This is a genomic window from Citrobacter enshiensis, assembly GCF_029338175.1.
Taxonomy (GTDB): domain Bacteria; phylum Pseudomonadota; class Gammaproteobacteria; order Enterobacterales; family Enterobacteriaceae; genus Citrobacter_D; species Citrobacter_D enshiensis.
Genome location: NZ_CP119862.1, coordinates 684700 through 711363 on the forward strand (window position 1 = coordinate 684700; position 26664 = coordinate 711363).

22 protein-coding genes are annotated in these 26664 nt (G+C 53.0%); 10 read left to right on the forward strand and 12 right to left on the reverse strand.

All coding sequences use genetic code 11. The features are described from left to right. Positions 1-7 precede the first annotated feature (7 nt). The 3 genes from P2W74_RS03370 to P2W74_RS03380 form a co-directional block, all read right to left on the reverse strand. Positions 8-742 (reverse strand): outer membrane protein OmpK, encoded by a 735-nt coding sequence (locus tag P2W74_RS03370; protein ID WP_276293883.1) that lies wholly within the window; start codon positions 740-742, stop codon positions 8-10. A gap of 26 nt (positions 743-768) precedes the next feature. Next, positions 769-1989, reverse strand: a complete 1221-nt coding sequence (locus tag P2W74_RS03375) for a PfkB family carbohydrate kinase (RefSeq protein ID WP_276293884.1) — start codon at positions 1987-1989, stop codon at positions 769-771. A 447-nt stretch (positions 1990-2436) separates the two neighbouring features. Continuing rightward, positions 2437-3273 carry a helix-turn-helix transcriptional regulator gene (locus tag P2W74_RS03380; RefSeq protein WP_276293885.1) on the reverse strand — a complete coding sequence of 279 codons (837 nt, stop codon included), beginning with the start codon at positions 3271-3273 and terminating at the stop codon, positions 2437-2439. Positions 3274-3439: 166 nt separating this feature from the next. Here P2W74_RS03380 and P2W74_RS03385 point away from each other — a divergent pair, with 166 nt between their 5' ends. The 3 genes from P2W74_RS03385 to P2W74_RS03395 are packed head-to-tail and all read left to right on the forward strand — an operon-like array spanning position 3440 to position 7770. Beyond that, a complete protein-coding gene (locus P2W74_RS03385) occupies positions 3440-5257 on the forward strand; it encodes a DUF2264 domain-containing protein (protein WP_276293886.1) in 1818 nt (605 codons plus the stop codon). 28 nt (positions 5258-5285) lie between these two features. Continuing rightward, positions 5286-6554, forward strand: coding sequence for an oligosaccharide MFS transporter (locus tag P2W74_RS03390; protein ID WP_276293887.1), 1269 nt, complete (start codon positions 5286-5288; stop codon positions 6552-6554). A 28-nt stretch (positions 6555-6582) separates the two neighbouring features. Beyond that, on the forward strand, positions 6583-7770 hold the full coding sequence (locus P2W74_RS03395) for a glycoside hydrolase family 88 protein (RefSeq protein WP_276293888.1): 1188 nt from the start codon (positions 6583-6585) through the stop codon (positions 7768-7770). Between the two features lie 79 nt (positions 7771-7849). Here P2W74_RS03395 and P2W74_RS03400 read toward each other — a convergent pair whose 3' ends face one another. From P2W74_RS03400 to qseB, 6 genes are all read right to left on the reverse strand, one after another. Continuing rightward, entirely contained in the window at positions 7850-8209 is a 360-nt protein-coding gene (locus tag P2W74_RS03400) for a hypothetical protein (protein ID WP_276293889.1), read from the reverse strand. Between the two features lie 30 nt (positions 8210-8239). Continuing rightward, positions 8240-8407, reverse strand: a complete 168-nt coding sequence (locus P2W74_RS03405; protein WP_276293890.1) for a hypothetical protein — start codon at positions 8405-8407, stop codon at positions 8240-8242. Positions 8408-9203: 796 nt separating this feature from the next. Continuing rightward, positions 9204-9518 carry a putative quinol monooxygenase gene (locus P2W74_RS03410; RefSeq protein WP_276293891.1) on the reverse strand — a complete coding sequence of 105 codons (315 nt, stop codon included), beginning with the start codon at positions 9516-9518 and terminating at the stop codon, positions 9204-9206. An 88-nt stretch (positions 9519-9606) separates the two neighbouring features. After that, on the reverse strand, positions 9607-10188 hold the full coding sequence (locus P2W74_RS03415; protein ID WP_276293892.1) for an NAD(P)H-dependent oxidoreductase: 582 nt from the start codon (positions 10186-10188) through the stop codon (positions 9607-9609). Positions 10189-10296: 108 nt separating this feature from the next. After that, a complete protein-coding gene (qseC, locus tag P2W74_RS03420) occupies positions 10297-11646 on the reverse strand; it encodes a quorum sensing histidine kinase QseC (RefSeq protein ID WP_276293893.1) in 1350 nt (449 codons plus the stop codon). Next, entirely contained in the window at positions 11643-12302 is a 660-nt protein-coding gene (gene qseB / locus P2W74_RS03425; RefSeq protein ID WP_276293894.1) for a quorum sensing response regulator transcription factor QseB, read from the reverse strand. The genes qseC and qseB overlap by 4 nt, the downstream gene beginning before the upstream one ends. 151 nt (positions 12303-12453) lie before the next feature. Here qseB and P2W74_RS03430 point away from each other — a divergent pair, with 151 nt between their 5' ends. From P2W74_RS03430 to P2W74_RS03455, 6 genes are all read left to right on the forward strand, one after another. Then, the gene (locus tag P2W74_RS03430; protein ID WP_276293895.1) at positions 12454-12846 is read left to right on the forward strand and encodes a YgiW/YdeI family stress tolerance OB fold protein; all 393 of its coding nucleotides are present in this window, start codon (positions 12454-12456) and stop codon (positions 12844-12846) included. Between the two features lie 118 nt (positions 12847-12964). After that, positions 12965-14572, forward strand: a complete 1608-nt coding sequence (locus P2W74_RS03435) for an ABC transporter substrate-binding protein (protein ID WP_276293896.1) — start codon at positions 12965-12967, stop codon at positions 14570-14572. 145 nt (positions 14573-14717) lie between these two features. After that, complete coding sequence (gene parC, locus P2W74_RS03440; protein WP_276293897.1) at positions 14718-16976, forward strand: DNA topoisomerase IV subunit A; 2259 nt, start codon at positions 14718-14720, stop codon at positions 16974-16976. Positions 16977-17160: 184 nt separating this feature from the next. Continuing rightward, complete coding sequence (plsC, locus tag P2W74_RS03445) at positions 17161-17898, forward strand: 1-acylglycerol-3-phosphate O-acyltransferase (RefSeq protein WP_276293898.1); 738 nt, start codon at positions 17161-17163, stop codon at positions 17896-17898. A 71-nt stretch (positions 17899-17969) separates the two neighbouring features. After that, the gene (gene ftsP / locus P2W74_RS03450; RefSeq protein WP_276293899.1) at positions 17970-19382 is read left to right on the forward strand and encodes a cell division protein FtsP; all 1413 of its coding nucleotides are present in this window, start codon (positions 17970-17972) and stop codon (positions 19380-19382) included. Between the two features lie 108 nt (positions 19383-19490). Continuing rightward, positions 19491-21710, forward strand: a complete 2220-nt coding sequence (locus tag P2W74_RS03455) for a YgiQ family radical SAM protein (RefSeq protein ID WP_276293900.1) — start codon at positions 19491-19493, stop codon at positions 21708-21710. 102 nt (positions 21711-21812) lie between these two features. Here P2W74_RS03455 and P2W74_RS03460 read toward each other — a convergent pair whose 3' ends face one another. From P2W74_RS03460 to yqhD, 3 genes are all read right to left on the reverse strand, one after another. Continuing rightward, the gene (locus tag P2W74_RS03460; RefSeq protein ID WP_276293901.1) at positions 21813-23288 is read right to left on the reverse strand and encodes a DASS family sodium-coupled anion symporter; all 1476 of its coding nucleotides are present in this window, start codon (positions 23286-23288) and stop codon (positions 21813-21815) included. 173 nt (positions 23289-23461) lie between these two features. Then, entirely contained in the window at positions 23462-24289 is an 828-nt protein-coding gene (gene dkgA, locus P2W74_RS03465) for a 2,5-didehydrogluconate reductase DkgA (RefSeq protein WP_203359976.1), read from the reverse strand. A 104-nt stretch (positions 24290-24393) separates the two neighbouring features. Next, positions 24394-25557, reverse strand: coding sequence for an alcohol dehydrogenase (gene yqhD, locus P2W74_RS03470; protein ID WP_276293902.1), 1164 nt, complete (start codon positions 25555-25557; stop codon positions 24394-24396). A gap of 193 nt (positions 25558-25750) precedes the next feature. Here yqhD and P2W74_RS03475 point away from each other — a divergent pair, with 193 nt between their 5' ends. Continuing rightward, on the forward strand, positions 25751-26650 hold the full coding sequence (locus P2W74_RS03475) for an AraC family transcriptional regulator (protein WP_276295122.1): 900 nt from the start codon (positions 25751-25753) through the stop codon (positions 26648-26650). Positions 26651-26664: the final 14 nt, after the last annotated feature.

Sequence of the window (26664 nt, forward strand, 5' to 3'; positions counted from 1 at the left end):
CCGTTGGTTAGAAATCATAAGCCAGGCGATAGATCAGAATATCTCCGTATCCGTCGGCGCCGAGTTTGTTATAGAAATAGCGGTACATAAAGGTGGTGGAGATATGATTGGTGATTTTCCACGTCAGATTAAGGCCGCCATTGAGACCTTCGCTGCCGTAGTTATTTGCAGAGTAGTCATCATTACGATCCAGCTCAATTTCATTCCAGTTAGAGAATAAAAAATCCTGGTTAAAGAGCTGAAAGGCATACCCGGCATTCCAGCCGATGGTGAAACCATTGAGACCGTTAATATCATAGGCAGGACCAAAATTATTATGTGCAGTAATATATTGTCTGGCGATCCACGGTTTAAACCACCATCCATCACCTTTCAAGTTTGTATAACCAAGACCTATAAATTGGTTCGTTTCTTTAAAGTCGGGGCTTTGCGAATTATAGACCTTAGTAAAAAGGCTGGCTCCTGTGTCCCATAAATAGGTATGAATCTCGCCATTGGCAGTTTGCCCCTGATTCCCTTCGTTCTCTAATATGTTTTCAAAGTCGTAAAAGCCATACATTTCTCCCCAATCAAAACCTATTCCACCTTCAATGCCGATCAGTGCTTGTTCATATTCTAAATCTTTAACACCCGCATCCCACGACTGATAATCAAAATGAACATTTCCCCAGCCATACTTTTGTTCTGCTGTGGCAGATAGAGAAATTAATGCAATAATGAGTGCTGAAATTATTTTTTTCATTATTTATATTCCTTATACCGAGAGGGTTAGGTGGAAGGAGAGTTTGTGAGTGAATTAAGGCGTTTGATAACCACGTTATGTTCCGGCATATTGGATGCCCCCTGACGTTCAACGGCCAGAGACGCAAAAGCACCGGCATAAATCAGTGCGCTGGTGATGTTTACTCCGCTGGCTAACTGTGCTGCCAGAGCGCCATTAAAAGCATCACCCGCGCCTGCGGTATCAATATTCACTGCCGGGAAGGCTGGAAATGAACGATGTTGTAGGCCGTCAAAGAGCCAGCAACCTTTATTACCTAATGTGATGATGACAAGCTGTGGTCCCGTATGATGAATGGCTTCTGCGGCACGACGAATTTCATCTTCTGTACGAACAGGCGAACCAACGATTGATTCTGCCTCTGTCAAATTTGGCGTGACAATGGTTACCCATGACAACAGGTCCCGCGCGCTTTCACGCCATGGCGCTGGGTTCAGGATCGTGGTGATACCGCATGTGTGGGCAAATTTAAGCGCCATTGCGGTCGCATCAGGGTTGTTTTCCAACTGGGTGAGAAAAACATCAGATTCACCGATAGTGTCATAACAAGTCATTACTTCGTCGGCGCTGATCGTCTGGTTTGCGCCGGGATTAATCACAATCGCATTATCCCCCGCATCTTCAGAAATCATGACGACAGCGCTGCCGGTTGGAATGGAGGGATGGCTAAACAGCGTGAGTGATTCAAGCCCTACGTTGTTCAGGAATTGTTGTGCTTTTGCCGCAAATTCGTCTTCACCCACTTTGGCGGCGAAATGCGTATGTGCTCCAGCCCGGCAAGCCGCGACGGCCTGGTTGCTCCCTTTTCCACCAGGAAGGCAGCAAGAATTTAGTGCACGTATGGTTTCTCCCGAATCCGGAAAATGTTGTAAGCGATAGACTAAGTCGGTATTAAATGATCCCAAAATAAATACGCGTCCATTTTGGGGAGGGCTGGCTTGCTTAAAACTAAACATGTTAATATCCATATTGGTATGTAAATAAAGTTTATTTTCTTCATACGGAAACGCATCTTTAATGCTGCAAAGCACAGCGCCGCCATATTGAGGCCGTATCAACCCTGTATGTTTCAAATCCTGAATGTCACGACGAATTGTTCGTTCGGCTACGCATAATTTTTTTGCTAGCGTCGTAACTTTGACACTTTTATTTTTCTTGATTTCAGAAAGGATAAAGTGTTGACGCAGTTGCTTATAGCGATGGGCCATTATTTAAACCCTCGTTAGAAGCGGTAGATACAACTCTTTGTAATAAATGATTTGTGAGTTTTCATTTTTAATCTCTAAAATAAATTTCGTTATCCGAATCAGTAATTACAAGCCTGGTTGTAGCTGAATATATATAATTTCTAAAGCATTTTGGCACGCGAGATTTTTTCCAGGGTCTCAGAGGCAATGTCTGTAATTACACCTGTGCGTTAATTCGTATTTAAATGATACAGATAAAAGTTAAGAATTGAATGCGGCTTAAATCACATAAAAAACGTACAACTGGACATAATGTCCGATTGAATCATCGGTAGCGGTATTTATGCTATAGAAATATTTTATTCGTGAATTAAATATGGATGTTTATTCTGCTGGGTTATGCGAACTTTCCTGCCGTTCATGAAATAACCCACAGGCCGGATAATGCGTTCATGCTGCTATCCAGGATTACGATTTATGCGCTTTACGGTATTGCAATGGCGTCTCGCCGATGCCCTTTTTAAACGCGCTGATAAAGTACGTCACGTCAGAAAAACCGACTCTGGCGGCAATCTCCCGCACGCTCTCCTCACTGTGGAGCAACCTTTCACAGGCCTTCCGTAGCCGCAACGTGTTCAGATAATCATGAATTTTCTCGCCCATTTCAGCGTGGAATTTTCGTGAAACGTAACTGCGCGATTTACCTAACTCCTGCGCCAGCGCATCAAGACTGAATTTGTGCTGATAGTTCTCATCTAGCCAGAACATCACGAGGCTGGCAATACCGTGGCTGTTGCCGGGCGCACCGTCGTTATCTTCTGGCAGCATGGCGAGCAGACTGATGAGCAGGCTGGCGATATTTTCGCTGCTCAGTGGCGGCTGATAACAGTCAAAGAGATGGACAACGTGCGTATGGCAGTGCGCTACATCGACAACCCACGCCTCACCTCCACGTCGGGACAGTTTCTGCAACCGGTGCTGGGTTTGCGGGAAATCGCGCAGAGTCTTCAATATCGCGTGGTGGTCGAGATGAATAATGGTGCGACGGTAAGTCGCCACGGCCTGTTCATCCACCATCACTTTGTGCAGGGTAAACGGCGGGAAGAAAAACAGCCGTCCGCGGCGCATGGTGTAGTGGCGATTATCGACAATTGCCACACCAAATCCCTCTTCGACATAGAGAATTTCCAGGCACTGATGCCAGTGGTGATAGCGCACGGTATTGGCGAATAGTCGACTGAACGACACGGTGGCGTCGTTTAAGGCAATCAGCTCCAGACGATCGGATTTTGGCATGTCGCGCATAGTGCAATAAAACTCAACTTTTCCCTCTCACTTTGTATTTATAAACCACCTTTTTAAATTTTCTCAACTGCGGGTTTATTCATCTGTCATCGCTGTGACATGGCTAACATTTCTACGCCGTCCTGATTCACTATTCTTTGCCGCAGTTGATTATGAGGACGAGCGTATGTTGGCGGCAAATAAAGAAAAATCAAATCCGTTGTCTTCCCGTCGGGATGTCGTGGCAGCGTTAAACGCGATGCTGGGCGCGCTGGACAAACAATTCCCGCAGGAAAGTTCCCGCTTTTCTCTGGGCGATACCTGCGCGCACTACGCCACGGATATTGCACAGATGGAGGGGCTTTCTCGCGCCCTGTGGGGTCTGTTCCCGTTGATGGCGTCCGGTGACGCCACGCCGTTTGGCGACAAATACATCACGGCTATCAAGCGGGGAACCGATCCACAAAGCGCAGACTACTGGGGCGAAACTGCGCCTTACGACCAACGCCTGGTAGAGATGGCGGCGTATGGACTGGGCCTTTCGCTGTTGCGGGATAAGCTCACCGCCAGATTTAGTGAACGCGAGTTACAGAACCTGCACGCGTGGCTGAATCAAATCACCGATGCGCAGATGCCGGACAGCAACTGGAACTATTTTGCCATTATGGTTCAGCTCGGTTTTAAATGCGCCGGACTGCCGTTTGACCAGGGGGCTATCGACCGCCGTTTCGCCATGATGGATGAATATTACCTGGGCGATGGCTGGTATTCAGACGGTCCGGGCCGCCCGAAAGATTATTACATTTCAATGGCGTTCCACTTCTATGGTCTGATCTACGCCACGCTCAGCGGTGACGAAGAGAGGGCGGTGCTGCTGCGTGACCGCGCGCGCCAGTTTGCCGATGATTTTATCTACATGTCTGCCGCCGACGGCGCATCTATCCCTTTTGGTCGCAGCCTGACCTACCGTTTTGCGATGGTTGCCTTCTGGAGCGCGGTGGCATTTTCTGAACTGGATGTCTTCACGCCAGGCATTGTGAAAGGGGTGATTTTGCGTCATCTGCGCTGGTGGCAGCAGCAGCCGATCCTCGATCGCGACGGCATTCTGACGCTGGGTTTTTCCTATCCCAATCTGGCGATGTGCGAAGACTACAACTCGCCAGGATCGCCGTACTGGGCGCTGAAAACGTACCTGATCCTCGCGCTGGAAGAGGGAAGTCCGTTTTGGCTGGCAGAGGAACAGTCGTTGCCGGAACGTGCGGAAAAACACCTGATCCCAAATGCGCAGCAAATCATCACCCATGCCGACGCGTCGCAGCATGCCACGCTGCTCACCGCGGGGCAACTGGAGCTGAATAACTACGTCAATACCGAAGCGAAATACACTAAATTTGCCTACTCCAGCCGCTTTGGTTTCACCATTGAGCGCGGGCGTTTCGGTCTAAAACACGCTGCCAGCGACTCTATGCTGCTGCTCAGTGACGGCGATAACTACTTCCGTGGTCGTCGCGACTGCGAGGAAGTGCGCGTCGATGAGAATTTCATTTTCTCGCGCTGGTCGCCGTGGCATGACGTGCATATAGACACCTGGCTGGTGCCGTTCGGCGAGTGGCATCTGCGTCTGCATCGCATTAATAGCGCGCGCACCCTGCAAACGGTAGAGGGCGGCTTCGCGGTGATCAAAACAGAACATCGACTGCAAGAGCGTGGTTGTTATCTGAACGCCGAAAACGGCAGCAGCGTGATTATCGATTTGTCTCCCGTGATTACCCGCGTGCCCGACAGCATCGTCACACCGCCGAACAGCAGCATTATGTTCGCGGAATGCGCCTCTATTCCTGTGCTCTCCACGGAAATCCCGGTCGGTGAAAGCTGGCTCTGTAGTGCCGTTACGGCCTCCGGAATACAGAAAAACTACGCGATTACCCCGCAGTTGCACATTAACAATAACCAGGTCGTGATTCACGAACCGGGAAGCGAACGTCAAATGGCGTTCTTTATCTAATAACCCTGGATATCTCGGCGAGGATGGTATGAAAAATACATCAACGAATAATAGAAATGAATATTACAAAATCAGTAGTTTTATCTTTCTCTATTTCTTTACCTGGTCTGCCAGTATTGGTTTGCTGGCGATCTGGCTCGGCCAAAAAGCGAATCTGAGCGGCTCGGTAATTGGCACTGTATTTGCGGTTAACGGCGTATTCTCCGTTATTCTGAAACCAATTTACGGCTATATTCTCGATAAAATCGGCATGAGCAAATACCTGCTCTATTTTGTGGTGGCGATGTCGGCGCTGATGGCTCCGTTCTTTATTTATGTCTATCAGCCGCTGTTAATGTCCAACACCATGCTCGGGATTATTATCGGGGCGCTCTATTTAAGCTTTGCCTGGTATGCGGGCGTGGCGGCGTGCGAATCCTATTCTGACCGTTTTAGCCGCCTGAACGGGATGGAGTTTGGCCAGATCAGAATGTGGGGATCGCTCGGCTGGGCGGTGGCGTCCTCGTTCTCCGGCCTGCTGTTTAACCTCTCTCCGGCGTATAACTTCATTATGGGCAGCGTCGCGTCAGTCATCATGCTGATTGTCCTGCTGAACCTGAAAGTGAACACTGACTCCGTTCACGCCGGAGAGGTACTGACCAAAGAGAAGATCGCGCCGTCGGACGTTTATGCGCTGCTGCGTAATCACAAATTCTGGGCCTTCTGCCTGTATGTGGCGGGCGTGGCGTGGATGATGTTTATCGCCGAACAGCAGTTCTCGCGCTATTTCGTTACCTTCTTCGATGACGTGCAACAGGGCAACGCCGTCTTTGGCTACCTGGGCACGGTACAGTCGGGGATGGAATTCCTGATGTATATGGTGATCCCGCTGTTTGTGAATTTTATTGGTGCCAAGCGCGGATTATTAATTGTGGGATTAGTGGTGGGCGCGCGTCTGATTATTTCCGGCATGTGTGATTCGCACTTGTTAATTTCGATTCTCAAACCGCTGTATGGTCTGGAAATCTGTCTACTGCTGGTGTCGGTATTTAAATATATCGCCGAGCATTTCGATAAACGCGTTAACGCCACCATGTATTTATTAGGTTATCAGGCGATGCTATATGTCGGAAACGTGGTGGTGTCTTCACCTGCCGGATATATGTACGACCGCATTGGATTTGAACAGACCTATATCATTATGGGCGCCACGGCGCTGACCTTTACCCTGATTTCTGCCTTTACGTTATCCGCTTGCCAGAGCAAATGGCGCGGGGCGCAGGCCATGAACGTCGCAGAACACAATCCATCACGCTAATTACAGCTTTAGAAGAAGGAACCGAAATATGTTAAGTCGTATCGTAGAGGAACGCCTGGTCGATATTCCTGCGCCCGTTGATGCCCACGCATTTAACGATGAGTTATGTTCCGCGCGCGGCCATGTCCTCGAACTGATTCGCCGTCATTTAACGGAGTTCGGTGAAAAATTCCCGGCTGAAACCTGCCAGGACGGATTTTACCCGCTGACGGAAAACGTGGAGTGGACTACCAGTTTCTGGACTGGCCAACTGTGGCTGGCATGGGAGATGAGTGGGGATGAGACATTCCGCCAGCTTGCAGAAAAAAATGTGCGTTCGTTTGGCCTGCGCATCGCCGGGCGCAACGACACCAACACCCATGATTTAGGTTTTCTGTATACCCTGTCTTGCGTGGCGGCCTGGCGTTTGACGGGCAATCGCGAGGCGCGCGGTTTCTCTTTGCTGGCCGCCGAAGCCCTGCTTGAGCGCTTCCATGAGAAGGCGAAGATCATCCAGGCATGGGGCGATCTGACTGATCCTGAACAGGCCGGACGGATGATCATCGACTGCAACATGAACTTGCCGCTGCTCTACTGGGCAACCGAACAAACCGGCGATCCGCGCTTTGCAGAAGCTGCTAAAGCGCATGTCATGCAGGCGGCGACGTACCTGATCCGTGATGATGCGTCGACGTACCATACCTACTACATGGACGTGAAAACCGGTGCGCCACGCTACGGTAATACGCAGCAGGGCTACGCGGACGACTCCTGCTGGTCGCGCGGCCAGGCGTGGGGGATTTACGGTTTCCTGCTGAGCTACATCTATACCGGCGACGAGACGATGATCGCCCTGTCGAAACGGCTGGCGAACTACTTCCTGAACCGGCTGCCGGAAGATTACGTCTGTCACTGGGATCTGGCGCTGGTGGGCACCGACGCATTGCGCGATTCGTCGGCGGCGGCGATCGCAGTTTGCGGGCTGTTGGAGTTGTTGAAGCATCTGCCGGTGACGGATCCGGATCGCGAGCGCTATCTGGCGTGGGCGAAAGGGATGATGTCGTCCCTGACCCGCCACTATCTGATGGGCAAAGACGAGAAGGGCAACGGGCTGCTGAAGCACTCGGTTTACCATCTGGCGAGTAACAAAGGCGTGGATGAGTGCGCGAGCTGGGGGGATTACTTCTACGTTGAAGCGCTGGTGCGGTTTACGCAGAGCTGGAAGTTATACTGGTAGCTGTAAAAAAGCCCGGTGGCGCTGCTGTATGACCGGATACATAGGTGACAGATCAGACCGGGAACATAGGTAACACTTTCTAGTCTATCCGGAGCACACTCTGGGTTTTTCGGTCGTAGTACGCAAGCGTTATCCCATTAAAGATGATGGCCTCCAGGTCATCATCTTGTTCTTTCAGCATAATGTACTCGCCAGTCAGCGCTTCACTCAGGAACACAGTCCCCTTTTTACCCATATAAAGTGTTCCCCTCGATTTCACCCTGTAGACCATACCTTCTGCCGGATAAACATATTCAGGAACACTGCCATCCCCACCTGTCGGCTCGAGGGGTCGCCACACCGTTCCGGGCGTTGCGCGGCCCAGTGCTTCATGCGGCCTTTCATAGTTAAACTCTTCACGGTAGTCACTGAACCATCGCTGTTGTTCTTCCATCGTCAATGAAGGTGTTTCCGAGCTTCAGCGCACTCTTCAGAGAACGGTGAATTCGCTCATGACGACCATTTTCCTCCGGATGTCCCAGCCCGGATACGTTCCGGTCTGACGCCCAGCTTTATTAGCCAGACCGCCGAGGCTGCTTAACCCGGCGATACCTGTTCCACTGCGAACGGCCTGCCCGTTGTCCGTTCTGAGCAACATTCCGGGAGCCTCGTATTCCAGGAATGCATCCCGTCAGGCACTGCCTGACGAAGGGCTCGCTCTCACGGTATGTTCCGACGGCAAGCGTCAGAAGATACCGGCTCGTGATTGTCTGTCAGGGTGAAACGGGGTGGCAAGTACTCTACTGCCTCAGCAGTCTGAAGCAACCTTTAAAATCAGCGCTCCAGACCTGATTGTTTGCACTGATAGTCGTCAGCGGCTGGCCGATTTCCCCGGTGTTCTGCGTTTTCGTTTTTTATCCGGCCCCACAGTCCCTCCCGTTTAAGAATGTCGCCGATGGTGCTGGCCAGCCGGTACGGCAAAATCCACCGGGTGGTTGAGGCACCACATCGCAGTTTTTTTGGACCCCCAGTCAGGGTGCTTTTGCCGCCAGAGCGGCTCAGTGACTGACTGATATCGTCCGGAACTGTCCCGGGAATGAGAGAGTGGAAGCAGTGCAACGGTCAGAAAGAGACGAAGATCGGAAGGGTCGAAGCGTTCAAGCCATTTGTAGCCGGCTCTTGCGACCTGATGCCGAAGAGACGGAACAGGGCAGAAAAAGGAGTCCGTACCTGCATGCAGGCACGGATAAAATCAAGGCGTTGCATAGGTCGGGTCTCAGTCCAGGGCATAGGGAGTCTCCTCTTCTATGCCAGTTATAACTGTTACCCATGTATCCGGTCTAAAGTGTTACCCATGTTTCCGGTTCATACCCTGCGCTTACCGGGCCTACAGGTTAAGTTTTAGGGTTTTCCTGGCCGGGTAAACGGCGTGCCACCCGGCAATACCACGTAACTTAAAGACCTGATTCCAGAATACGAATATTCGTTTCCAGCACTTCGCCTTTGACGGCTTCGCTCCAGGCTTTCATGTGTGGGGTCTGCAGATGCGCTTCGAGATGCGCTACGCTTTCCCACCGTTCGATCATCACGATTGAATCAGGGGCTGTTGTCTGGAAACTCACGCCAGCGGCGTGATCGACCATCGGCGCATAGCCGTGGCAACCCTCTTCTCTCAAGACGGCTGGTACGATTTTAGCGAACTGCTCCAGTACCGCCTGGCGGTGGTGTTGACCTGGACGCGTACGGATTTCAGCAATGACTGTAAGCATGGTTAACTCCTTCTATACCCGGCATTCTTCAAGCTGCAGCTGCGTTGGCTGCAACTCGAATTATTGGGGGCTAATTTTGAATAACCAGTTAACCAAAAATCTCGCTCAGATGCTTGCGATATTCTGCGATATAACGTGGGACGTCCGGCATTTTAATCACGTCGTTGACGATAAAGGTAGGCAGCGGATCCATCCCCAGGAACTGGTTAGCTTTATGGAACGGCAGGTATGCGCCGTCCACGCCCACGCCTTCAAAGAATTGATCTTTCTCGGTGAAGGCTTCCATCGGCGCGTTCCAGGTCAGTGAGAGCATATATTTTTTGCCCTGAATCAGACCGCCTGAACCATACTTCTTCGAGGCGTCTGAACGGGTGCGTCCATCGCTGGCGTACAGGATGCCGTGACCTTCAGTGAAGACGTCATCAATGTATTTTTTAACCGTCCACGGCGCGCCCATCCACCAGCCTGGCATCTGCCAGATTATTGTATCGGCCCAGACGAAGTTCTGAATTTCGGTGTTGATGTCGTAATCACTTTCGGCACGGACGACTTTAACATCATGACCGAGGTCGCGCAGGAAGCCATCCGCGACCTCGGTCAGGGTGTCATTCAACTGACCATTGGAATGGGCGAATTTTTTCGCGCCGTTGATAATCAGAATGTTGCTCATTATTTGTCCTCACAGGAATGCGTTTGAAGGCAATTTTACGCTGATGAACGGTCCGGTGAAATTAGCAAAATGTGCAAAGTCTTTTGCTTTTTTAGCAATAATCCAGCCTCACCACTTCACCGTGGCTTCAAACCCTCCCTGGGCGGCATGACTAAACGTCACCTCCATGCCATGTAATGCGGCAATACGGCGGACGATCGACAGGCCCAGCCCGCTGCCTGTCACGCTCTGTCCCGGGGGGCGATAAAAACGTTCGCCGATGTGGGGCAGAATATCGGGCGCCACGCCGGGGCCATTATCGGTAACGGTAAAACAGCGCGCATGTAAGGTCACGTTCACGATGCTACCCTGCGGGCTGTAGCGAATGGCGTTATCCAGCAGGTTTCGTACCAGCAAACTCAGCAACAAAGGCTGCGCGGTTCGCACGACATTGTGTGCATTAATGTTCAGACGCACATCGATGTGTGCCTGCTGCGCCAGATGATAAATCTCCATCACGGCGGATTGTAGAACCTCCTCCAGAGAGAGTTCTGCCACATCCTGTAGATTGTCGAGCGAGTCGAGTCGTGAAAGGGTTAAGAGTTGATCCACCAGACGTGTGGCGCGGTCAATGCCTGCATGCAGTTGCGCGAGCGCTTTTTCCTGGGCCTTCGGATCGTCGCCAGAGAGCTGCGCCACTTCGGTCTGGACTTTCAGTGCCGTTAAGGGGCTGCGCAGTTCATGGGCGGCGTCTGAGGTGAAGCGTCGTTCACGCACCATCATTGAGTGCGTGCGGATAAATAACTGATTGAGTGCTTCAACCAGCGGGCGGACTTCACTGGGGACGCCTTTAGGATCAAGCGGCTCTTCTGATTCCGGGGCGCGCAAACGCAGAGTTTGAGCCAGTTTTTTCAACGGCTTGAGTTCCCAACTGAGCAACACAATCAGAATCAGCAGCATCAGTGGGAGGGCGATAAGCCAGGGGGTGAGTTGCGCCGTGACGATCGCCAACGCCATATCTTCGCGGTACTCCCACTCTTGCCCCGCCACAATACGGTATTTACCGTCGGCGGAGGTTAACCAGATAAAACGCCATTTGTCGTTATCCCCTTTCAACCGGCCATCATCAAAACCATCCCGACGGTAACTATAGGGAATGTCCCGTCCGTTATCGCCATCGTGCAGCACCATTCTGCCGTCGCGGGTGTACACCGCAAAGGCCAGAACATCGTCATCGACATGGCCATGTTTGAATTTTTTCGGCGTGCGCGCCATTCGCTCTGACGCGTTGATGTCGTTGATATCCAGCGCGCTCAGACGTTTGGCAAACAGCATCAGTTGCGTGTCAAACAGCTCATCAACGTTGTCGGTTGTTTTCTTCCACGCGACAAAGCTGGAGACCGCCCAGGTCAGGGATGCCAGGATCAGAAAGATCAGGGTTAATCTGACCCGCAGACTGAGACGTTGCGTTAATTTCATGCGTCACCCAGGGTGTAGCCGATCCCATGCACGGTACGGATAAAGTCGCTGCCGAGTTTACGGCGCAGATGATGTACATGCACTTCAACAGCATTGCTGGAGACGTCATCGTCCCAGCTATACAGTTTTTCTTCGATGAGTTTGCGCGGCAGAACTCGCCCGCTGTTGCGCATGAGCAGTTCCAGCAGCGCAAATTCTTTCGGTTTGAGCGGTAAAGGTATTCCTGCCAGCGTCGCCATCAGGCTGCCGGGATTGAGCGTTACCTGTCCGTGACGCAGTTCGCTGCTGGCCTGGCCGTTGGCACGGCGCACCAGCGCCTCCAGTCGGGCGGCGACTTCGATGAGCGCAAAGGGTTTGCAGAGATAGTCGTCTGCGCCGAGACGCAAACCTTCAACACGTTCCGCCAGCGCATCACGCGCCGTCAAAATCAATACCGGTTCGCGTTTGCCGTTTTCACGCCATTCGCGCAGGATCTCTCGTCCATCCATTCCCGGCAGCGTAAGGTCGAGGATCACCGCATCATAAGGGGCGCTGTAGAGCGCTTCTTTACCCAGGCGTCCTTCGGTAAACCAGTCGACGTTGAATCCCATTTTACCCAGACCCGCTTTGACGCCATCGCCAATCAACGTGTCGTCTTCTACCAGTAAAATTCGCATGATATTCGTCCTGCATTGATTCAGTCTGTTGTCAGTAAACCCTGTCGTCGCGGGCGATGTACAGAAAAAAAATCTCTTTTTTTGGCTTAAGAAGTTGTTAAGGATTAATGTATTTAATGGACATGAAACAACATGAAAGGGAGAAAGTATCATGAAGAAATTGGCTGCAATAATTGCCGTGATGGCATTGAGTTCTGCACCGGTCCTGGCGGCTCAACAGGGCGGATTTTCTGGTCCGACGGCGACGCAAAGTCAAAGCGGTGGGTTTGTTGGCCCGAACGGTAGCAGCACGACAGTCGAAAGTGCTAAATCGCTGCGTGATGATACCTGGGTAACGCTGCGCGGGAATATCGTTGAGCGTATTTCCGACGATTTGTATCTGTTTAAAGATGCCACCGGCACCGTGAATGTAGATATCGACCACAAACGCTGGAACGGGGTGACCGTGACGCCGCAGGACGTTGTGGAAATCCAGGGGGAGGTCGATAAAGACTGGAACTCTGTGGAGATCGATGTAAAACAGGTCACCAAAGTTGCCAAATAATCCTCATCAGGGCCGCGCTTGCGGCCCGTTTCTTTATGTCAGAAAGATGATGTAAATCAGCCTTCTGACGACATTCAGGCGTAAAGTGATACGCTCTACTTTTTCTGACAGAGATATCATGAAAATGCGCCCTCTATTATGGCTGGTCAGCCTGATATGCAGTCCCTCTCTTTTTGCCGCGACAGTTCCTGAAGGAACCGTACTCTCACCGCAACAAATTTTCCGCTATAACAACCACAGCGACCCAGGCACTCTGGACCCGCAAAAGGTGGAGGAAAATACCGCAGCACAGGTCGTTCTCGATGTATTTGAAGGCCTGGTCTGGATGGATGGCGAAGGCAATGTACAGCCCGCGCAAGCAGAGCGCTGGGAGGTGCTGGACGGTGGCAAACGGTATGTTTTTCATCTGCGAAAAGGACTGCAATGGTCAGATGGAACGCCACTGACGGCTCAGGATTTTGTCGTCGGCTGGCAACGTGCGGTGGATCCGCACACGCTCAGCCCCTTCGCGGGGTATCTCGGCGCCGCGCACATTCGCAATGCGCAGGCTATCGTTGAAGGAAAATCGCCGGCGGCCTCGCTTGGGGTCAAGGCAGTGGACGACCAGACGCTGGAAGTTTCTCTTGAGCAACCCGTCCCGTGGTTTACCGCTATGCTGGCATGGCCCACGATGTTTCCTGTCCCGCATCATGTGATTGCGCAATATGGCGATGCCTGGAGTAAGCCTGAGCATATGGTCTTCAACGGCGCGTTTGTGCTGGATAAATGGGTGGTTAACGAGAAGATCGTGGTGCGTAAAAATCCACGTTACCGTGACGCGCAGCAGACGGTATTGCAGCAGGTGGAGTATCTGGCGCTGGATAATGCGGTGACGGGGTACAATCGCTATCGCGCAGGCGAGGTCGATCTGACCTGGGTGCCCGCGCAGCAAATTCCGACAATCGAAAAGAACCTGCCTGGCGAGTTGCGGGTCATTCCCCGCCTGAATAGCGAGTATTATAACTTCAATACCCGCAAAGCCCCCTTCAATGACGTGCGCGTGCGACGTGCATTATATCTCACAGTAGACCGGCAACTTATTGCGCAGAAGGTTCTGGGACTGAGGACGCCAGCGACAACGTTAACCCCGCCGCAGGTTTCTGGTTTTGCCGCGCCTGCTCTGGATGAATTGCAGTTGCCGATGAGTCAGCGGGTCGAAATGGCAAAAGCGTTGCTGAAGCAAGCGGGCTATGATGCCCAACATCCGTTAGCGTTTGAGCTGTTTTACAATAAGTACGATCTTCACGAAAAAACGGCGATCGCGCTCTCTTCCGAGTGGCGAAAGTGGCTGGGCGCGGACGTCAAATTGCGGACAATGGAGTGGAAAACGTATCTGGATGCGCGACGGGATGGGGATTTTATGCTCTCTCGCCAGTCGTGGGACGCCACCTACAATGAAGCCTCAACATTCCTGAATACATTGCAGTCGGAGAATGCCGAGAACGTCGGGCATTGGCAAAATGCGCACTATGATGCCTTGCTGGCGCAGGCGGCTCAGACAGCCGATGCAAAGCAGAGAAACGCACTTTATCAGCAGGCGGAGCAGATCATTTATCAGCAAGCGCCGCTGATTCCTCTTTATTACCAACCCCTGATTAAACTGCTTAAACCGTATGTGGGCGGCTTTCCTGTTCACAATCCACAGGATTATATCTACAGCAAAGAACTGTACATCACCGCACACTAGTTGTGTTTCCCCCGTCCTTACCAACGGGATGGGGGAAAGCTGGCAGACTTTGTGACTCAACGCGCCAGATAGGGTAATATCTGCGGCAATATTGCCTGGCAGATAGCGGGTATTGTTCAGGCTAACAGTTGAGGAACCACGATTAATGAGCGATATGGCAGAGCGCCTTGCGCTGCATGAATTCACGGAAAACGCCTATCTGAACTACTCCATGTACGTCATCATGGACAGGGCGTTGCCGTTTATTGGTGACGGGCTGAAGCCGGTTCAGCGTCGTATTGTGTATGCGATGTCGGAACTGGGGCTGAATGCCAGCGCCAAATTTAAAAAATCCGCCCGTACCGTCGGTGACGTACTGGGTAAGTATCATCCTCATGGTGACAGCGCCTGCTACGAAGCCATGGTGCTGATGGCGCAGCCATTCTCTTACCGTTATCCGTTAGTTGACGGCCAGGGGAACTGGGGGGCACCGGACGACCCGAAATCCTTCGCAGCGATGCGTTATACCGAATCTCGCCTGTCGAAGTACGCGGAGCTACTGCTGGGCGAACTGGGGCAGGGAACGTCAGACTGGGTACCGAACTTTGACGGCACGATGCAGGAGCCGAAAATGCTGCCTGCGCGTCTGCCGAACATTCTGCTCAACGGGACTACCGGTATTGCGGTCGGGATGGCAACAGACATTCCTCCGCATAACCTGCGCGAAGTGGCGAAAGCGGCCATCACCCTGATTGAACAGCCGAAAACGACGCTGGATCAACTGCTGGATATCGTGCAGGGGCCAGACTACCCGACGGAAGCCGAGATCATTACCTCCCGTGCTGAAATCCGTAAGATTTACGAGAACGGGCGTGGCTCCGTGCGCATGCGTGCGGTATGGAATAAAGAAGACGGCGCGGTGGTGATTACCGCACTGCCGCACCAGGTTTCCGGCGCGCGTGTTCTTGAGCAAATCGCGGCCCAGATGCGCAATAAAAAGCTGCCGATGGTGGACGATCTGCGTGACGAGTCGGATCACGAAAACCCGACGCGTCTGGTGGTGGTGCCGCGCTCCAATCGTGTGGACATGGATCAGGTGATGAACCACCTGTTCGCCACCACGGATCTGGAAAAAAGTTATCGCATTAACCTGAATATGATCGGCCTGGATGGTCGTCCGGCAGTGAAAAATCTGCTGGAGATCCTGACCGAATGGCTGGCGTTCCGTCGTGACACCGTGCGCCGCCGCCTGAACTATCGTCTGGAGAAAGTCCTCAAGCGCCTGCACATCCTCGAAGGTTTGCTGGTGGCGTTTCTCAATATCGACGAAGTCATTGAGATCATCCGTCACGAGGATGAACCAAAACCTGCGTTGATGTCGCGCTTCGGCATCACTGAAACGCAGGCTGAAGCCATCCTCGAACTGAAACTGCGTCATCTTGCCAAACTGGAAGAGATGAAAATCCGCGGTGAGCAGGATGAACTGGCGAAAGAGCGTGACCAGTTGCAGAGCATTCTGGCTTCCGAGCGCAAAATGAATAACCTGCTGAAGAAAGAGCTGCAGGCTGACTCTGATGCCTATGGCGACGATCGTCGTTCTCCGTTGCAGGAACGCGAAGAAGCTAAGGCGATGAGCGAGCACGACATGCTGCCGTCTGAGCCAGTGACCATCGTGCTTTCCCAAATGGGCTGGGTGCGTAGCGCCAAAGGTCACGATATTGACGCGCAAGGGCTGAACTATAAATCGGGCGACAGCTTTAAAGCCGCCGTGAAAGGCAAGAGTAACCAGCCCGTGGTGTTCATTGACACGACCGGGCGCAGTTATGCCATCGACCCGATTACGCTGCCGTCGGCACGTGGTCAGGGCGAACCGCTGACCGGTAAGCTTACGCTGCCGCCGGGGGCGACGGTAGATCATATGCTGATGGAAGGCGATGAGCAGAAACTGTTGATGGCGTCTGATGCGGGTTACGGTTTTGTGTGTACCTTCAACGATCTGGTCGCGCGCAATCGTGCGGGCAAGGCACTGATTACGTTACCGGAAAATGCGCATGTGATGCCGCCGGTGGTGATTGAAGATGACACTGATATGCTGCTGGCAATAACACATGCGGGCCGTATGTTGATGTTCCCGGTCAGCGATCTGCCGCAATTGTCGAAAGGCAAAGGGAATAAGATCATCAATATTCCTTCTGCGGAAGCCGCGAAAGGTGAAGATGGCCTGGCTCTGCTTTACGTTCTGCCGCCACAAAGCACGCTGACGATTCACGTCGGCAAACGCAAAATTAAACTGCGTCCTGAAGAGCTGCAAAAAGTGACTGGCGAGCGTGGTCGCCGCGGTACGCTGATGCGCGGTCTGCAGCGTATCGATCGTATCGAGATCGACTCTCCCCGTCGCGCAAGCAGTGGCGATAGCGAAGAGTAATTGTCTTGTTCTGTTCTCCCTCCTTTCATGGAGGGAGAATAAACGTTAAAAATTCCCGTGAAACCGTTGTTTATTCGTGCGTTGCGATTAACAATACGCTTTTCCAGAGAGCCGCTCTTAACAAAGCTCTAACCTGATAGCAGGTGACGTACAATAGTAGGCTCTTGGGGCTTCAGAGGTTGTTATGCTATATATTTTTCGTCTCTTTATTACTGTTATTTACTGCATTCTGGTCTGTATTTTTGGGTGTATCTACTGTCTCTTCAGTCCACGAAATCCTAAGCACGTCTCGACCTTTGGTCGTATGTTTGGCCGTCTGGCCCCTTTGTATGGTCTGAAGGTGGAATGTCGTTTGCCTGCCGGTGTTGAAAACCATGGCAATGCCATTTATATCGCTAACCATCAGAATAATTACGACATGGTTACGGCCGCGAATATTGTTCAACCGCCTACCGTTACCGTGGGTAAAAAAAGCCTGCTGTGGATACCGTTTTTCGGTCTGTTATATTGGTTAACCGGCAACTTATTGATTGACAGAGATAACCGGGCCAAAGCACACAGTACCATTGCGCAGGTGGTACGCCATATTAAGAAGCGCCGTATTTCCGTCTGGATGTTCCCGGAAGGCACGCGCAGCCGCGGGCGTGGTCTGCTACCGTTTAAGACTGGGGCGTTTCATGCCGCTATTGCAGCAGGCGTACCCGTTATTCCCGTGTGCGTATCCAATACCTCAAATAAGATTAACCTTAACCGACTGAATAACGGTCTGGTGATCGTTGAGATGTTGCCGCCGGTTGATATCAGCGCCTTTGGTAAAGATCAGGTTCGGGAACTCGCGGCACATTGCCGTACACTGATGGAACAAAAAATCGCAGAACTCGATAAAGAAGTCGCAGAACGGGAAGCGACCGGCAACGTTTAAGTCGGTTAGTGAGAGATTTGCGGAATACGATTTCCTGCGCATTATTTTAGCCAGTTTTACATGGAGCTTATATGTCACTCAGTCGGCGTCAGTTCATTCAGGCATCAGGGATCGCACTGTGTGCTGGTGCTGTTCCGCTGCGAGCACATGCTGCCGGACAGCAGCAACCGTTGCCTGTTCCGCCACTGTTAGAGTCCCGTCGTGGACAGCCATTATTTATGACGTTGCAGCGCGCGCACTGGTCCTTTACGCAAGGGACTCGCGCACCGGTCTGGGGCGTCAACGGCCGCTATTTGGGACCGACGATCCGCGTCTGGAAAGGGGATGACGTCAAGCTGATCTACAGTAACCGGCTGGCTGAAAACGTCTCGATGACCATCGCGGGTCTTCAGGTGCCCGGGCCACTGATGGGCGGCCCGGCGCGCATGATGTCGCCGAATGCTGACTGGGCGCCGGTGCTGCCGATTCGCCAGAGCGCCGCCACCTTGTGGTATCACGCAAATACGCCGAACCGAACCGCGCAACAGGTGTACAACGGCCTGGCCGGGATGTGGCTGGTAGAAGATGAAGTCAGCAAGTCGCTGCCGATCCCTAACCACTACGGTGTGGATGATTTCCCCATCATCATCCAGGACAAACGGCTGGATAATTTTGGTGCGCCAGAGTACAGCGAACCGGGAAGCGGCGGTTTTGTCGGCGACACCTTGCTGGTTAACGGCGCACAAAGCCCGTATGTGGAAGTGTCTCGCGGCTGGGTGCGATTGCGTTTGCTGAACGCTTCCAACTCACGTCGATACCTTTTGCAGATGAGCGACGGCCGCGCATTGCATGTGATTTCGGGTGACCAGGGCTTTTTGCCTGCGCCAGTGTCGGTTAAACAGTTGTCGCTGGCGCCAGGCGAACGTCGTGAGATCCTGGTAGACATGACCAACGGTGATGAGGTGTCGATCACCTGTGGCGAAGCGGCTGGCATTGTCGACAGGATCCGTGGGTTCTTTGAGCCTTCCAGTATTCTGGTGTCGACGCTGGTGCTGACGTTGCGCCCGACAGGGCTACTGCCGCTGGTGACAGACAATCTGCCGATGCGCCTGTTGCCGACGGAAATCATGAGCGGCGCGCCGATTCGCAGTCGGGATATCAGCCTTGGTGACGATCCGGGTATTAATGGGCAGTTGTGGGATGTAAACCGTATTGATATCACCGCTCAGCAGGGCTCCTGGGAGCGCTGGACCGTCCGCGCCGATCTGCCACAGTCGTTCCACATTGAAGGGGTTACCTTCCTGATTCGCAACGTGAACGGCGCAATACCTTTCCCGGAAGACAGGGGCTGGAAAGACACCATTTGGGTGGATGGTCAGGTGGAACTGCTGGTCTATTATGGACAACCGTCCTGGGCTCATTTCCCGTTCTACTTTAACAGCCAGACTCTGGAAATGGCGGACCGTGGCTCTATCGGGCAGTTACTGGTGAATCCGGTGCCGTAATCCTCTTCTCGCCCGCGAGGGCGAGATAAGAATACCTTTCGATTTCTCATTCGTTCCGGCTTATAATCGCCGGCCTTTGATTATTTTTTTACCATTTTTGGAAGTGTTATGAGCGCAATATCCCTGATCCAGCCAGACAGAGACCTTTTCTCCTGGCCTCAGTACTGGGCAGCCTGTTTTGGTCCCGCACCTTTTTTGCCGATGTCACGCGACGAAATGGACCAACTTGGCTGGGATAGCTGCGACATTATTTTGGTTACCGGTGATGCGTATGTCGATCATCCGAGTTTTGGTATGGCGATCTGTGGTCGTATGCTGGAATCGCAAGGATTTCGCGTCGGCATCATTGCTCAGCCGGACTGGAACAGCAAAGACGACTTTATGCGTTTGGGTAAACCGAACCTGTTTTTCGGCGTTACCGCCGGCAACATGGACTCGATGATCAACCGCTATACCGCCGATCGCCGACTGCGCCATGATGATGCGTATACCCCGGATAACGTGGCGGGAAAACGCCCGGATCGCGCCACGCTGGTCTACACCCAGCGTTGTAGAGAAGCGTGGAAAGATGTCCCCGTGATCCTTGGCGGCATTGAAGCCAGTCTGCGCCGCACCGCGCACTACGACTACTGGTCGGATACCGTACGCCGCTCGGTGCTGGTGGATTCCAAAGCCGACATGCTGATGTTCGGCAACGGCGAGCGCCCGCTGGTGGAAGTTGCGCACCGTCTGGCGATGGGAGAAACCATCGACCAGATCCGCGATGTGCGTAACACCGCGATCATGGTTAAAGAGGCACTGCCGGGCTGGAGCGGCGTGGATTCCACGCGTCTGGACACGCCGGGGAAAATCGATCCCATCCCGCATCCGTATGGTGAAGACTTGCCGTGCGCCGATAACAAGCCAGTAGCGCCGAAAAAGCAGGAAGCAAAAGCAGTCACGGTGCAGCCGCCGCGTCCGAAGCCGTGGGAGAAAACCTACGTGCTGCTGCCATCCTTTGAGAAGGTGAAGGGCGACAAAGTATTGTATGCGCATGCTTCGCGTATTTTGCACCATGAAACCAACCCTGGCTGTGCGCGTGCGCTGATGCAAAAACATGGCGATCGCTACATCTGGATCAACCCGCCGGCCATTCCGCTCTCGACTGAAGAGATGGACAGCGTTTTTGCTCTGCCGTATAAGCGCGTGCCGCACCCGGCGTATGGCGACAGCCGTATTCCGGCTTATGAGATGATCCGTTTTTCGATCAACATCATGCGTGGATGCTTTGGCGGCTGTTCCTTCTGTTCGATCACTGAACACGAAGGGCGCATTATTCAGAGCCGCTCGGAAGATTCGATCATCAATGAGATCGAAGCGATTCGCGACACCGTTCCTGGTTTTACGGGTATCATTTCTGACCTCGGCGGCCCCACGGCGAACATGTATATGTTGCGCTGTAAGTCGCCGCGCGCGGAGCAAACCTGTCGCCGCCTGTCGTGCGTTTATCCGGATATTTGCCCCCATATGGACACCAATCATGAGCCGACGATTAATCTCTATCGCCGCGCCCGCGATCTGAAGGGCATCAAGAAGATCCTGATCGCTTCCGGTGTACGTTATGACATCGCCGTTGAAGACCCGCGTTACATCAAAGAGCTGGCGACCCATCACGTCGGCGGCTACCTGAAGATTGCGCCGGAACATACCGAAGAAGGCCCATTGTCGAAGATGATGAAGCCGGGTATGGGCAGCTATGACCGTTTCAAAGAGCTGTTTGATACCTATTCGAAACAGGCGGGTAAAGAGCAGTACCTGATCCCTTACTTCATCTCTGCGCACCCCGGTACGCGAGACGAGGATATGGTCAATCTGGCACTGTGGCTGAAGCAGCGTCGTTTCCGTCTTGATCAGGTGCAGAACTTCTATCCGTCGCCGCTGGCGAACTCGACCACCATGTATTACACCGGGAAAAACCCGCTGGGTAAAATTGGTTATAAGAGTGAAGATGTGGTGGTACCGAAAGGGGATAAACAGCGTCGTCTGCATAAAGCGCTGCTGCGTTACCACGATCCGGCTAACTGGCCATTAATCCGTCAGGCGCTGGAAGAGATGGGTAAAAAGCATCTGATCGGCGGTCGCCGGGAGTGCCTGGTCCCGTCACCTACGCTGGAAGAGATGCGCGAAGCGCGTCGTCAGAACCGTAATACGCGTCCGGCATTGACCAAGCACACGCCAGTGGCGCATCAGCGTCAGACTCCGGCGAGCGCGAAGAAAGCGCCGTCAACGCCGTCGCGCAAACCGTCTGAAGGGGCGAAAAAACGCGCTAAACCTACGGTAGGGCGCTAAACCCTGTTGCCCGGCAGCGCTCACGCTGACCGGGCTTTCGTTTAATGCTACGAACGGTCGGCCGGAAAAGGCTTGCACTACCATCCGGCCAGCTTCATGGGCTTAGTACAAACCCAGCACTTTCCACCATGCCAGCCCCACGGTCAAAAAGACCGCCTGGTTAAACAGGCTGATAACAAAACCCGTTCGCCACCAGACACCTGTCGGGACATATCCTGCGCCAAACAGGATCGGACCGCGTGCGTGGGTGTACTGGGTGAGGGAGCAATACAGGCTGCTGGTAAACGCCAACATCAGCGCCATCGGCGCTGCCGGGATATTCAGGTGCAGGCCAACGCCCAGGAATACGGCATACAGTGCGGCGATCTGAGCGTTACCGCTGGCGAAGAAGTAATGGGTATAGAAATAGGCGGCATTCAGAATAAGCAGAACGATCACCCAACTGGTGCCCTGCATCGTGCTGCCGATACTGTCGCCAATCAGATTACCAAACCAGGTAGTGAAACCTAATTTCTTCAACTGGTTTGCCATCATTAACAATGCCGCAAACCAGATCAGCGTATCCCATGCGCCTTTCTCGCTTTTGACGTCTTCCCAACTGAGAACACCGCTCAGCAGCAGAATGGAGAGACCGACAAACGAGGCCGTTGTTGCATCTACCCCCAGCGCATCACCAAAAATCCACAGCACCAGCAGGACGCCGACGGTTGCCAGCATCAACCATTCACCGCGCGTCATACTTCCCATTTCCGCCAGCTCTTTGCGTGCGATATTGGGGGCATCGGGAGTGTGTTTGATTTCCGGTCGGGTCAACCAGTAGACGAGGAGGGGGACGATCAGCAGCGAGACCAGGCAGGGCAGCAGCGCCGCCATAAACCAGCTTCCCCATGTTAAGGTGACGCCTGCGTTTGCCGCCAGTTTCACCGCCAACAGGTTACCGGTGTAGCCCGTCATGAAGAGTGCGGCGGTAACGTCATTCACGTTCCCGATACAGGTGATCAGAAAGGTGCCGATTTTACTGCGAGACTCATCATCGGGTCGTGAATCAAAGCTGCGCGCCAGTGAGTCGGCAATAGGATAAATTACGCCGCCGCAGCGAGCGGTGTTACTTGGCATCGCCGGAGAGAGGATCAGATCGGCACAGGCCAGGCCGTAGGCGAGCCCCAGCGTACGTTTGCCCAGCAGGCGGATCATCTGCAAGGCAATACGCCGACCCAACCCAGTTTTGATAAATCCCCGGGCGATCATAAACGCCACGACAATCAGCCAGATCAGCGAACTGTTGAGTTCACTCAGTGCCGTGGTAATTGCGCCACTGGCGGTTTTATCCCCGGCGGCATAGACGAGCGCAAAAACGGTAATGCCAATGAGGCCCACAGCGCCAATGGGCAGTACTTTTGCAACAATAGACGCAATAGTGGCCACAAAGATAATGGCCGAGTGCCATGCGGGTACTGTTAACCCGGTGGGGGGAGAGAGTTGCCACAGACCTACGGTGATCAACATAATGATAATGAGCGGGAGCCATTTGACGCCCTGGGATTTGTTTTCCGTCACAATAAACCACCTATAAAACATTGTTATCAGTTATGGGTGAGTATAGTTTCCATGAGTAACCAAATGGTTAGCTAATATAATGCTGCGCCTGAGTCGGCAGGAAATATACATAGAATCAGGCGGATATTGTTTCGGTTTATTTCAAAATGAAAAAAGCCCGACAGAAAACCGGGCTTCAAAAGTAAAGGGACGCGTTAACCGCCGAACTGATCCGGATCCGGGCCCAGACGTTTTCCTTGATCGAGCTTGGCAATTTCGCTCAATTCATCTTTATCGAGGCGGAAGTCCCAGACGTTGAAGTTTTCCGCAATACGTGAAGGCGTAACGGATTTCGGGATCACCACCAGACCGCTGTCCAGATGCCAGCGAATAACAATTTGCGCCGGAGATTTGCCATATTTGTCTGCCAGGTCGCGAATAATGGGCCGATCGAATACCCCCTCGCCACCCTGCGCCAGCGGACTCCAGGATTCCGTCTGGATCTTGTGGGTGGCATTCCAGGAATGCAGTTGGCGCTGTTGCATCAGCGGGTGCAGTTCGATCTGGTTGATCACAGGCGCCAGGCCCGTTTCGTCGATCAAACGTTGGAGGTGATTGACCTGAAAGTTACATACGCCGATGCTTTTCACCAGCCCCTGCTTTTGCAGGTCGATCATCCCTTTCCATGCTTCAACATAATGGTTAATAGCAGGGACAGGCCAGTGCATCAGGTAGAGATCCACGTAGTCGAGCTGTAGTTTGTCCAGGCTTTCCTGCAGTGCTTCATAAGGACGTTTTTGATCGTCATTCCACAATTTGGTGGTGATGAACAGCTCTTCCCGGGCAATGCCCGCGTTTTTTAACGCCTTGCCGACCCCTTCTTCATTCTGATACGCGGCAGCAGTGTCAATTGAGCGGTACCCCACTTCCAGCGCTTTATGAATGGCGGAGATCACTTCCTCATTGCTCGCCTTCCAGACACCCAGGCCCAGTTGCGGCATTACATTGCCATCCTGAAGCTTGATAATGGTTGGTGTAGCCATGCGTTCCTCCTTCATATGAGCTCACCGGAGCATCGCCCCGGTGAGGTTGTGTGACTTAAGTCTGGACGAAATGCCCAAAAACGAAAGTCTGAAGCGAAAAAACCTTAGCGCGCCGCCTCATAAATACGACGGCTGACGTCCAGCGTAATATCCTGATGTTCACCGAGATTTGTACCACCGTGCGCTTCGAGTTTTGCCAGCAACGCCGGGATAGAGCTGCCGTCCAGACCATAATCCGAGAGACGGGTAGGCACCCCTAATTGCTCAAAGAAACTGCGGGTGGCGGCGATAGCAGCATCAATACGCTGGTCATCAGAACCTTCCGTAATGTTCCAGACGCGCTCGGCGTATTGCAGCAGTTTGGCACGTTTGGTGTCGCGTTTTTCATTCCACAGCGCCGGCAGAACGATAGCCAGCGTTTGGGCATGATCGAGGCCGTGCATGGCGGTGAGTTCATGGCCCAGCATATGGGTTGCCCAGTCCTGGGGGACACCTGCGCCAATCAGACCGTTCAACGCCTGCGTCGCCGCCCACATCACGTTGGCGCGGACATCATAGTTTTCAGGCTCCTGCAGCGCTTTCGGGCCATCTTCAACCAGCGTCAGCAGAATACCTTCAGCGAAACGATCCTGGATTTTTCCGTCGACCGGGTAGGTGACATACTGTTCTACCGTGTGCACAAACGCATCGACGACACCGTTGGCAACCTGACGCGGCGGCAGCGTATAGGTGTAAACCGGATCCAGTACAGCGAACACTGGCTGTACAAACGGCGTCATAAACGCCAGCTTATCACCGGTGGTTTTGCGTGAGATAACCGCGCCAGAGTTAGATTCAGAACCGGTCGCGGGCAGCGTCAGAACGGAGCCCATCGGTACTGCGCTTTTCACGTCGTTGCCACGGGTTTCCAGAATTCGCCACGGATCGACGCCATCGGCGTAGTGGGCGGCGGCAGCGATAAATTTGGTCCCGTCCAGAACGGAGCCTCCTCCCACCGCCAGCAGGAAAGTCACCTTCTCATCACGCACCATTTTGACGGCATTCATCAGCGTTTCATAAGACGGGTTCGGCTCAATCCCGCCGAATTCCAGCACATCAAGACCGCTGAGGGCGTCATGTACCTGAGCCAGAACGCCGGTCTTTTTCACGCTACCCCCACCGTAGGTGACTAACACGCGGGCGCCCTGCGGAATTTGCTGGCGCAGATCGGTGATAGCGCCTTTGCCGAACAGAATACGGGTTGGGGTATGCAGATTAAAATTGTTCATTGTTCGTTCCCTTATGTGGGTAGAAAAGAGGGCAGGTGGATGTCTGCCTGATGGTGAACATTGTGGTCTTCGGCGGCGTTCCTCTCAATGCTCATTTCTGCCAATGTCTTGCCCATTTCTCCAGAAGGCTGGAGAAAACGGATAAAAATGCGCACTATGTAGAGGTTGTAAACTGATGACGAAATGGCGCGCTATGAACCGAGAAGAGACCTGCCTTCTGCTGACAGATAAAATTAAGCAGCTGAAAAACAATGAGAAGAAGCTCAGTGAATTGCTTCCCGATATCCGCTTGTTGTACGGCACTGAGCCTGGCTTGCGGACGCCGGTGATGTATGAGCCTGGCATCATATTTCTCTTCTCCGGACATAAAATCGGTTATATCAATGAGCGCGTATTTCGCTACGACGCCAATGAATATCTGCTGCTGACAGTACCTTTACCCTTTGAATGTGAAACTTATGCGACGCCAGAACGCCCGCTGGCCGGTATTCGTCTGAATGTGGATATCCTGCAACTGCAGGAGTTGCTGATGGACATCGGTGAGGACGATCGCTTCCAGCCGTCGATGGCGGCGAGCGGGATTAACTCCGCCACGCTGTCAGATGAGATCCTCTGCGCCGCTGAGAGGCTGTTAGATGTCATGGAGCGACCGCTGGATGCGCGTATTCTGGGCAAACAGATCATCCGTGAAATGCTTTACCATGTGTTGACCGGGCCGCGCGGCGGAGCGCTGTTGGCGCTGGTGAGTCGCCAGACACACTTCAGTCTGATTAGCCGTGTGCTTAAGCGCATTGAAAATAAATACACTGAAAACCTTAACGTTGAGCAACTGGCGACAGAGGCCAATATGAGCGTCTCCGCGTTCCATCATAATTTTAAATCGGTCACCAGCACGTCGCCGCTGCAATACCTGAAGACCTACCGACTGCACAAGGCGCGCATGATGATCATTCATGACGGGATGAAAGCGAGCGCTGCTGCGATGCGGGTAGGCTATGAGAGCGCGTCGCAGTTCAGTCGAGAATTTAAACGTTATTTTGGCGTCACGCCGGGTGAGGATGCGGCGAGAATTCGGATGATCCAGGGGAGTTAATCGATTCCCGGCTG

What these genes read in the sequence shown, in the direction of transcription:
- P2W74_RS03375 (WP_276293884.1), bottom strand. Translation starts at nt 1,989, where the DNA reads ATGGCCCATCGCTATAAGCAACTGCGTCAACACTTTATCCTTTCTGAA.
- dkgA (WP_203359976.1), bottom strand. Translation starts at nt 24,289, where the DNA reads ATGGCTACACCAACCATTATCAAGCTTCAGGATGGCAATGTAATGCCG.
- P2W74_RS03380 (WP_276293885.1), bottom strand. Translation starts at nt 3,273, where the DNA reads ATGCGCGACATGCCAAAATCCGATCGTCTGGAGCTGATTGCCTTAAAC.
- P2W74_RS03430 (WP_276293895.1), top strand. Translation starts at nt 12,454, where the DNA reads ATGAAGAAATTGGCTGCAATAATTGCCGTGATGGCATTGAGTTCTGCA.
- P2W74_RS03455 (WP_276293900.1), top strand. Translation starts at nt 19,491, where the DNA reads ATGAGCGCAATATCCCTGATCCAGCCAGACAGAGACCTTTTCTCCTGG.
- P2W74_RS03460 (WP_276293901.1), bottom strand. Translation starts at nt 23,288, where the DNA reads ATGTTTTATAGGTGGTTTATTGTGACGGAAAACAAATCCCAGGGCGTC.
- P2W74_RS03405 (WP_276293890.1), bottom strand. Translation starts at nt 8,407, where the DNA reads ATGTTGCTCAGAACGGACAACGGGCAGGCCGTTCGCAGTGGAACAGGT.
- P2W74_RS03435 (WP_276293896.1), top strand. Translation starts at nt 12,965, where the DNA reads ATGAAAATGCGCCCTCTATTATGGCTGGTCAGCCTGATATGCAGTCCC.
- P2W74_RS03415 (WP_276293892.1), bottom strand. Translation starts at nt 10,188, where the DNA reads ATGAGCAACATTCTGATTATCAACGGCGCGAAAAAATTCGCCCATTCC.
- qseC (WP_276293893.1), bottom strand. Translation starts at nt 11,646, where the DNA reads ATGAAATTAACGCAACGTCTCAGTCTGCGGGTCAGATTAACCCTGATC.
- P2W74_RS03395 (WP_276293888.1), top strand. Translation starts at nt 6,583, where the DNA reads ATGTTAAGTCGTATCGTAGAGGAACGCCTGGTCGATATTCCTGCGCCC.
- P2W74_RS03385 (WP_276293886.1), top strand. Translation starts at nt 3,440, where the DNA reads ATGTTGGCGGCAAATAAAGAAAAATCAAATCCGTTGTCTTCCCGTCGG.
- P2W74_RS03370 (WP_276293883.1), bottom strand. Translation starts at nt 742, where the DNA reads ATGAAAAAAATAATTTCAGCACTCATTATTGCATTAATTTCTCTATCT.
- P2W74_RS03475 (WP_276295122.1), top strand. Translation starts at nt 25,751, where the DNA reads ATGAACCGAGAAGAGACCTGCCTTCTGCTGACAGATAAAATTAAGCAG.
- P2W74_RS03410 (WP_276293891.1), bottom strand. Translation starts at nt 9,518, where the DNA reads ATGCTTACAGTCATTGCTGAAATCCGTACGCGTCCAGGTCAACACCAC.
- yqhD (WP_276293902.1), bottom strand. Translation starts at nt 25,557, where the DNA reads ATGAACAATTTTAATCTGCATACCCCAACCCGTATTCTGTTCGGCAAA.
- P2W74_RS03390 (WP_276293887.1), top strand. Translation starts at nt 5,286, where the DNA reads ATGAAAAATACATCAACGAATAATAGAAATGAATATTACAAAATCAGT.
- plsC (WP_276293898.1), top strand. Translation starts at nt 17,161, where the DNA reads ATGCTATATATTTTTCGTCTCTTTATTACTGTTATTTACTGCATTCTG.
- parC (WP_276293897.1), top strand. Translation starts at nt 14,718, where the DNA reads ATGAGCGATATGGCAGAGCGCCTTGCGCTGCATGAATTCACGGAAAAC.
- ftsP (WP_276293899.1), top strand. Translation starts at nt 17,970, where the DNA reads ATGTCACTCAGTCGGCGTCAGTTCATTCAGGCATCAGGGATCGCACTG.
- qseB (WP_276293894.1), bottom strand. Translation starts at nt 12,302, where the DNA reads ATGCGAATTTTACTGGTAGAAGACGACACGTTGATTGGCGATGGCGTC.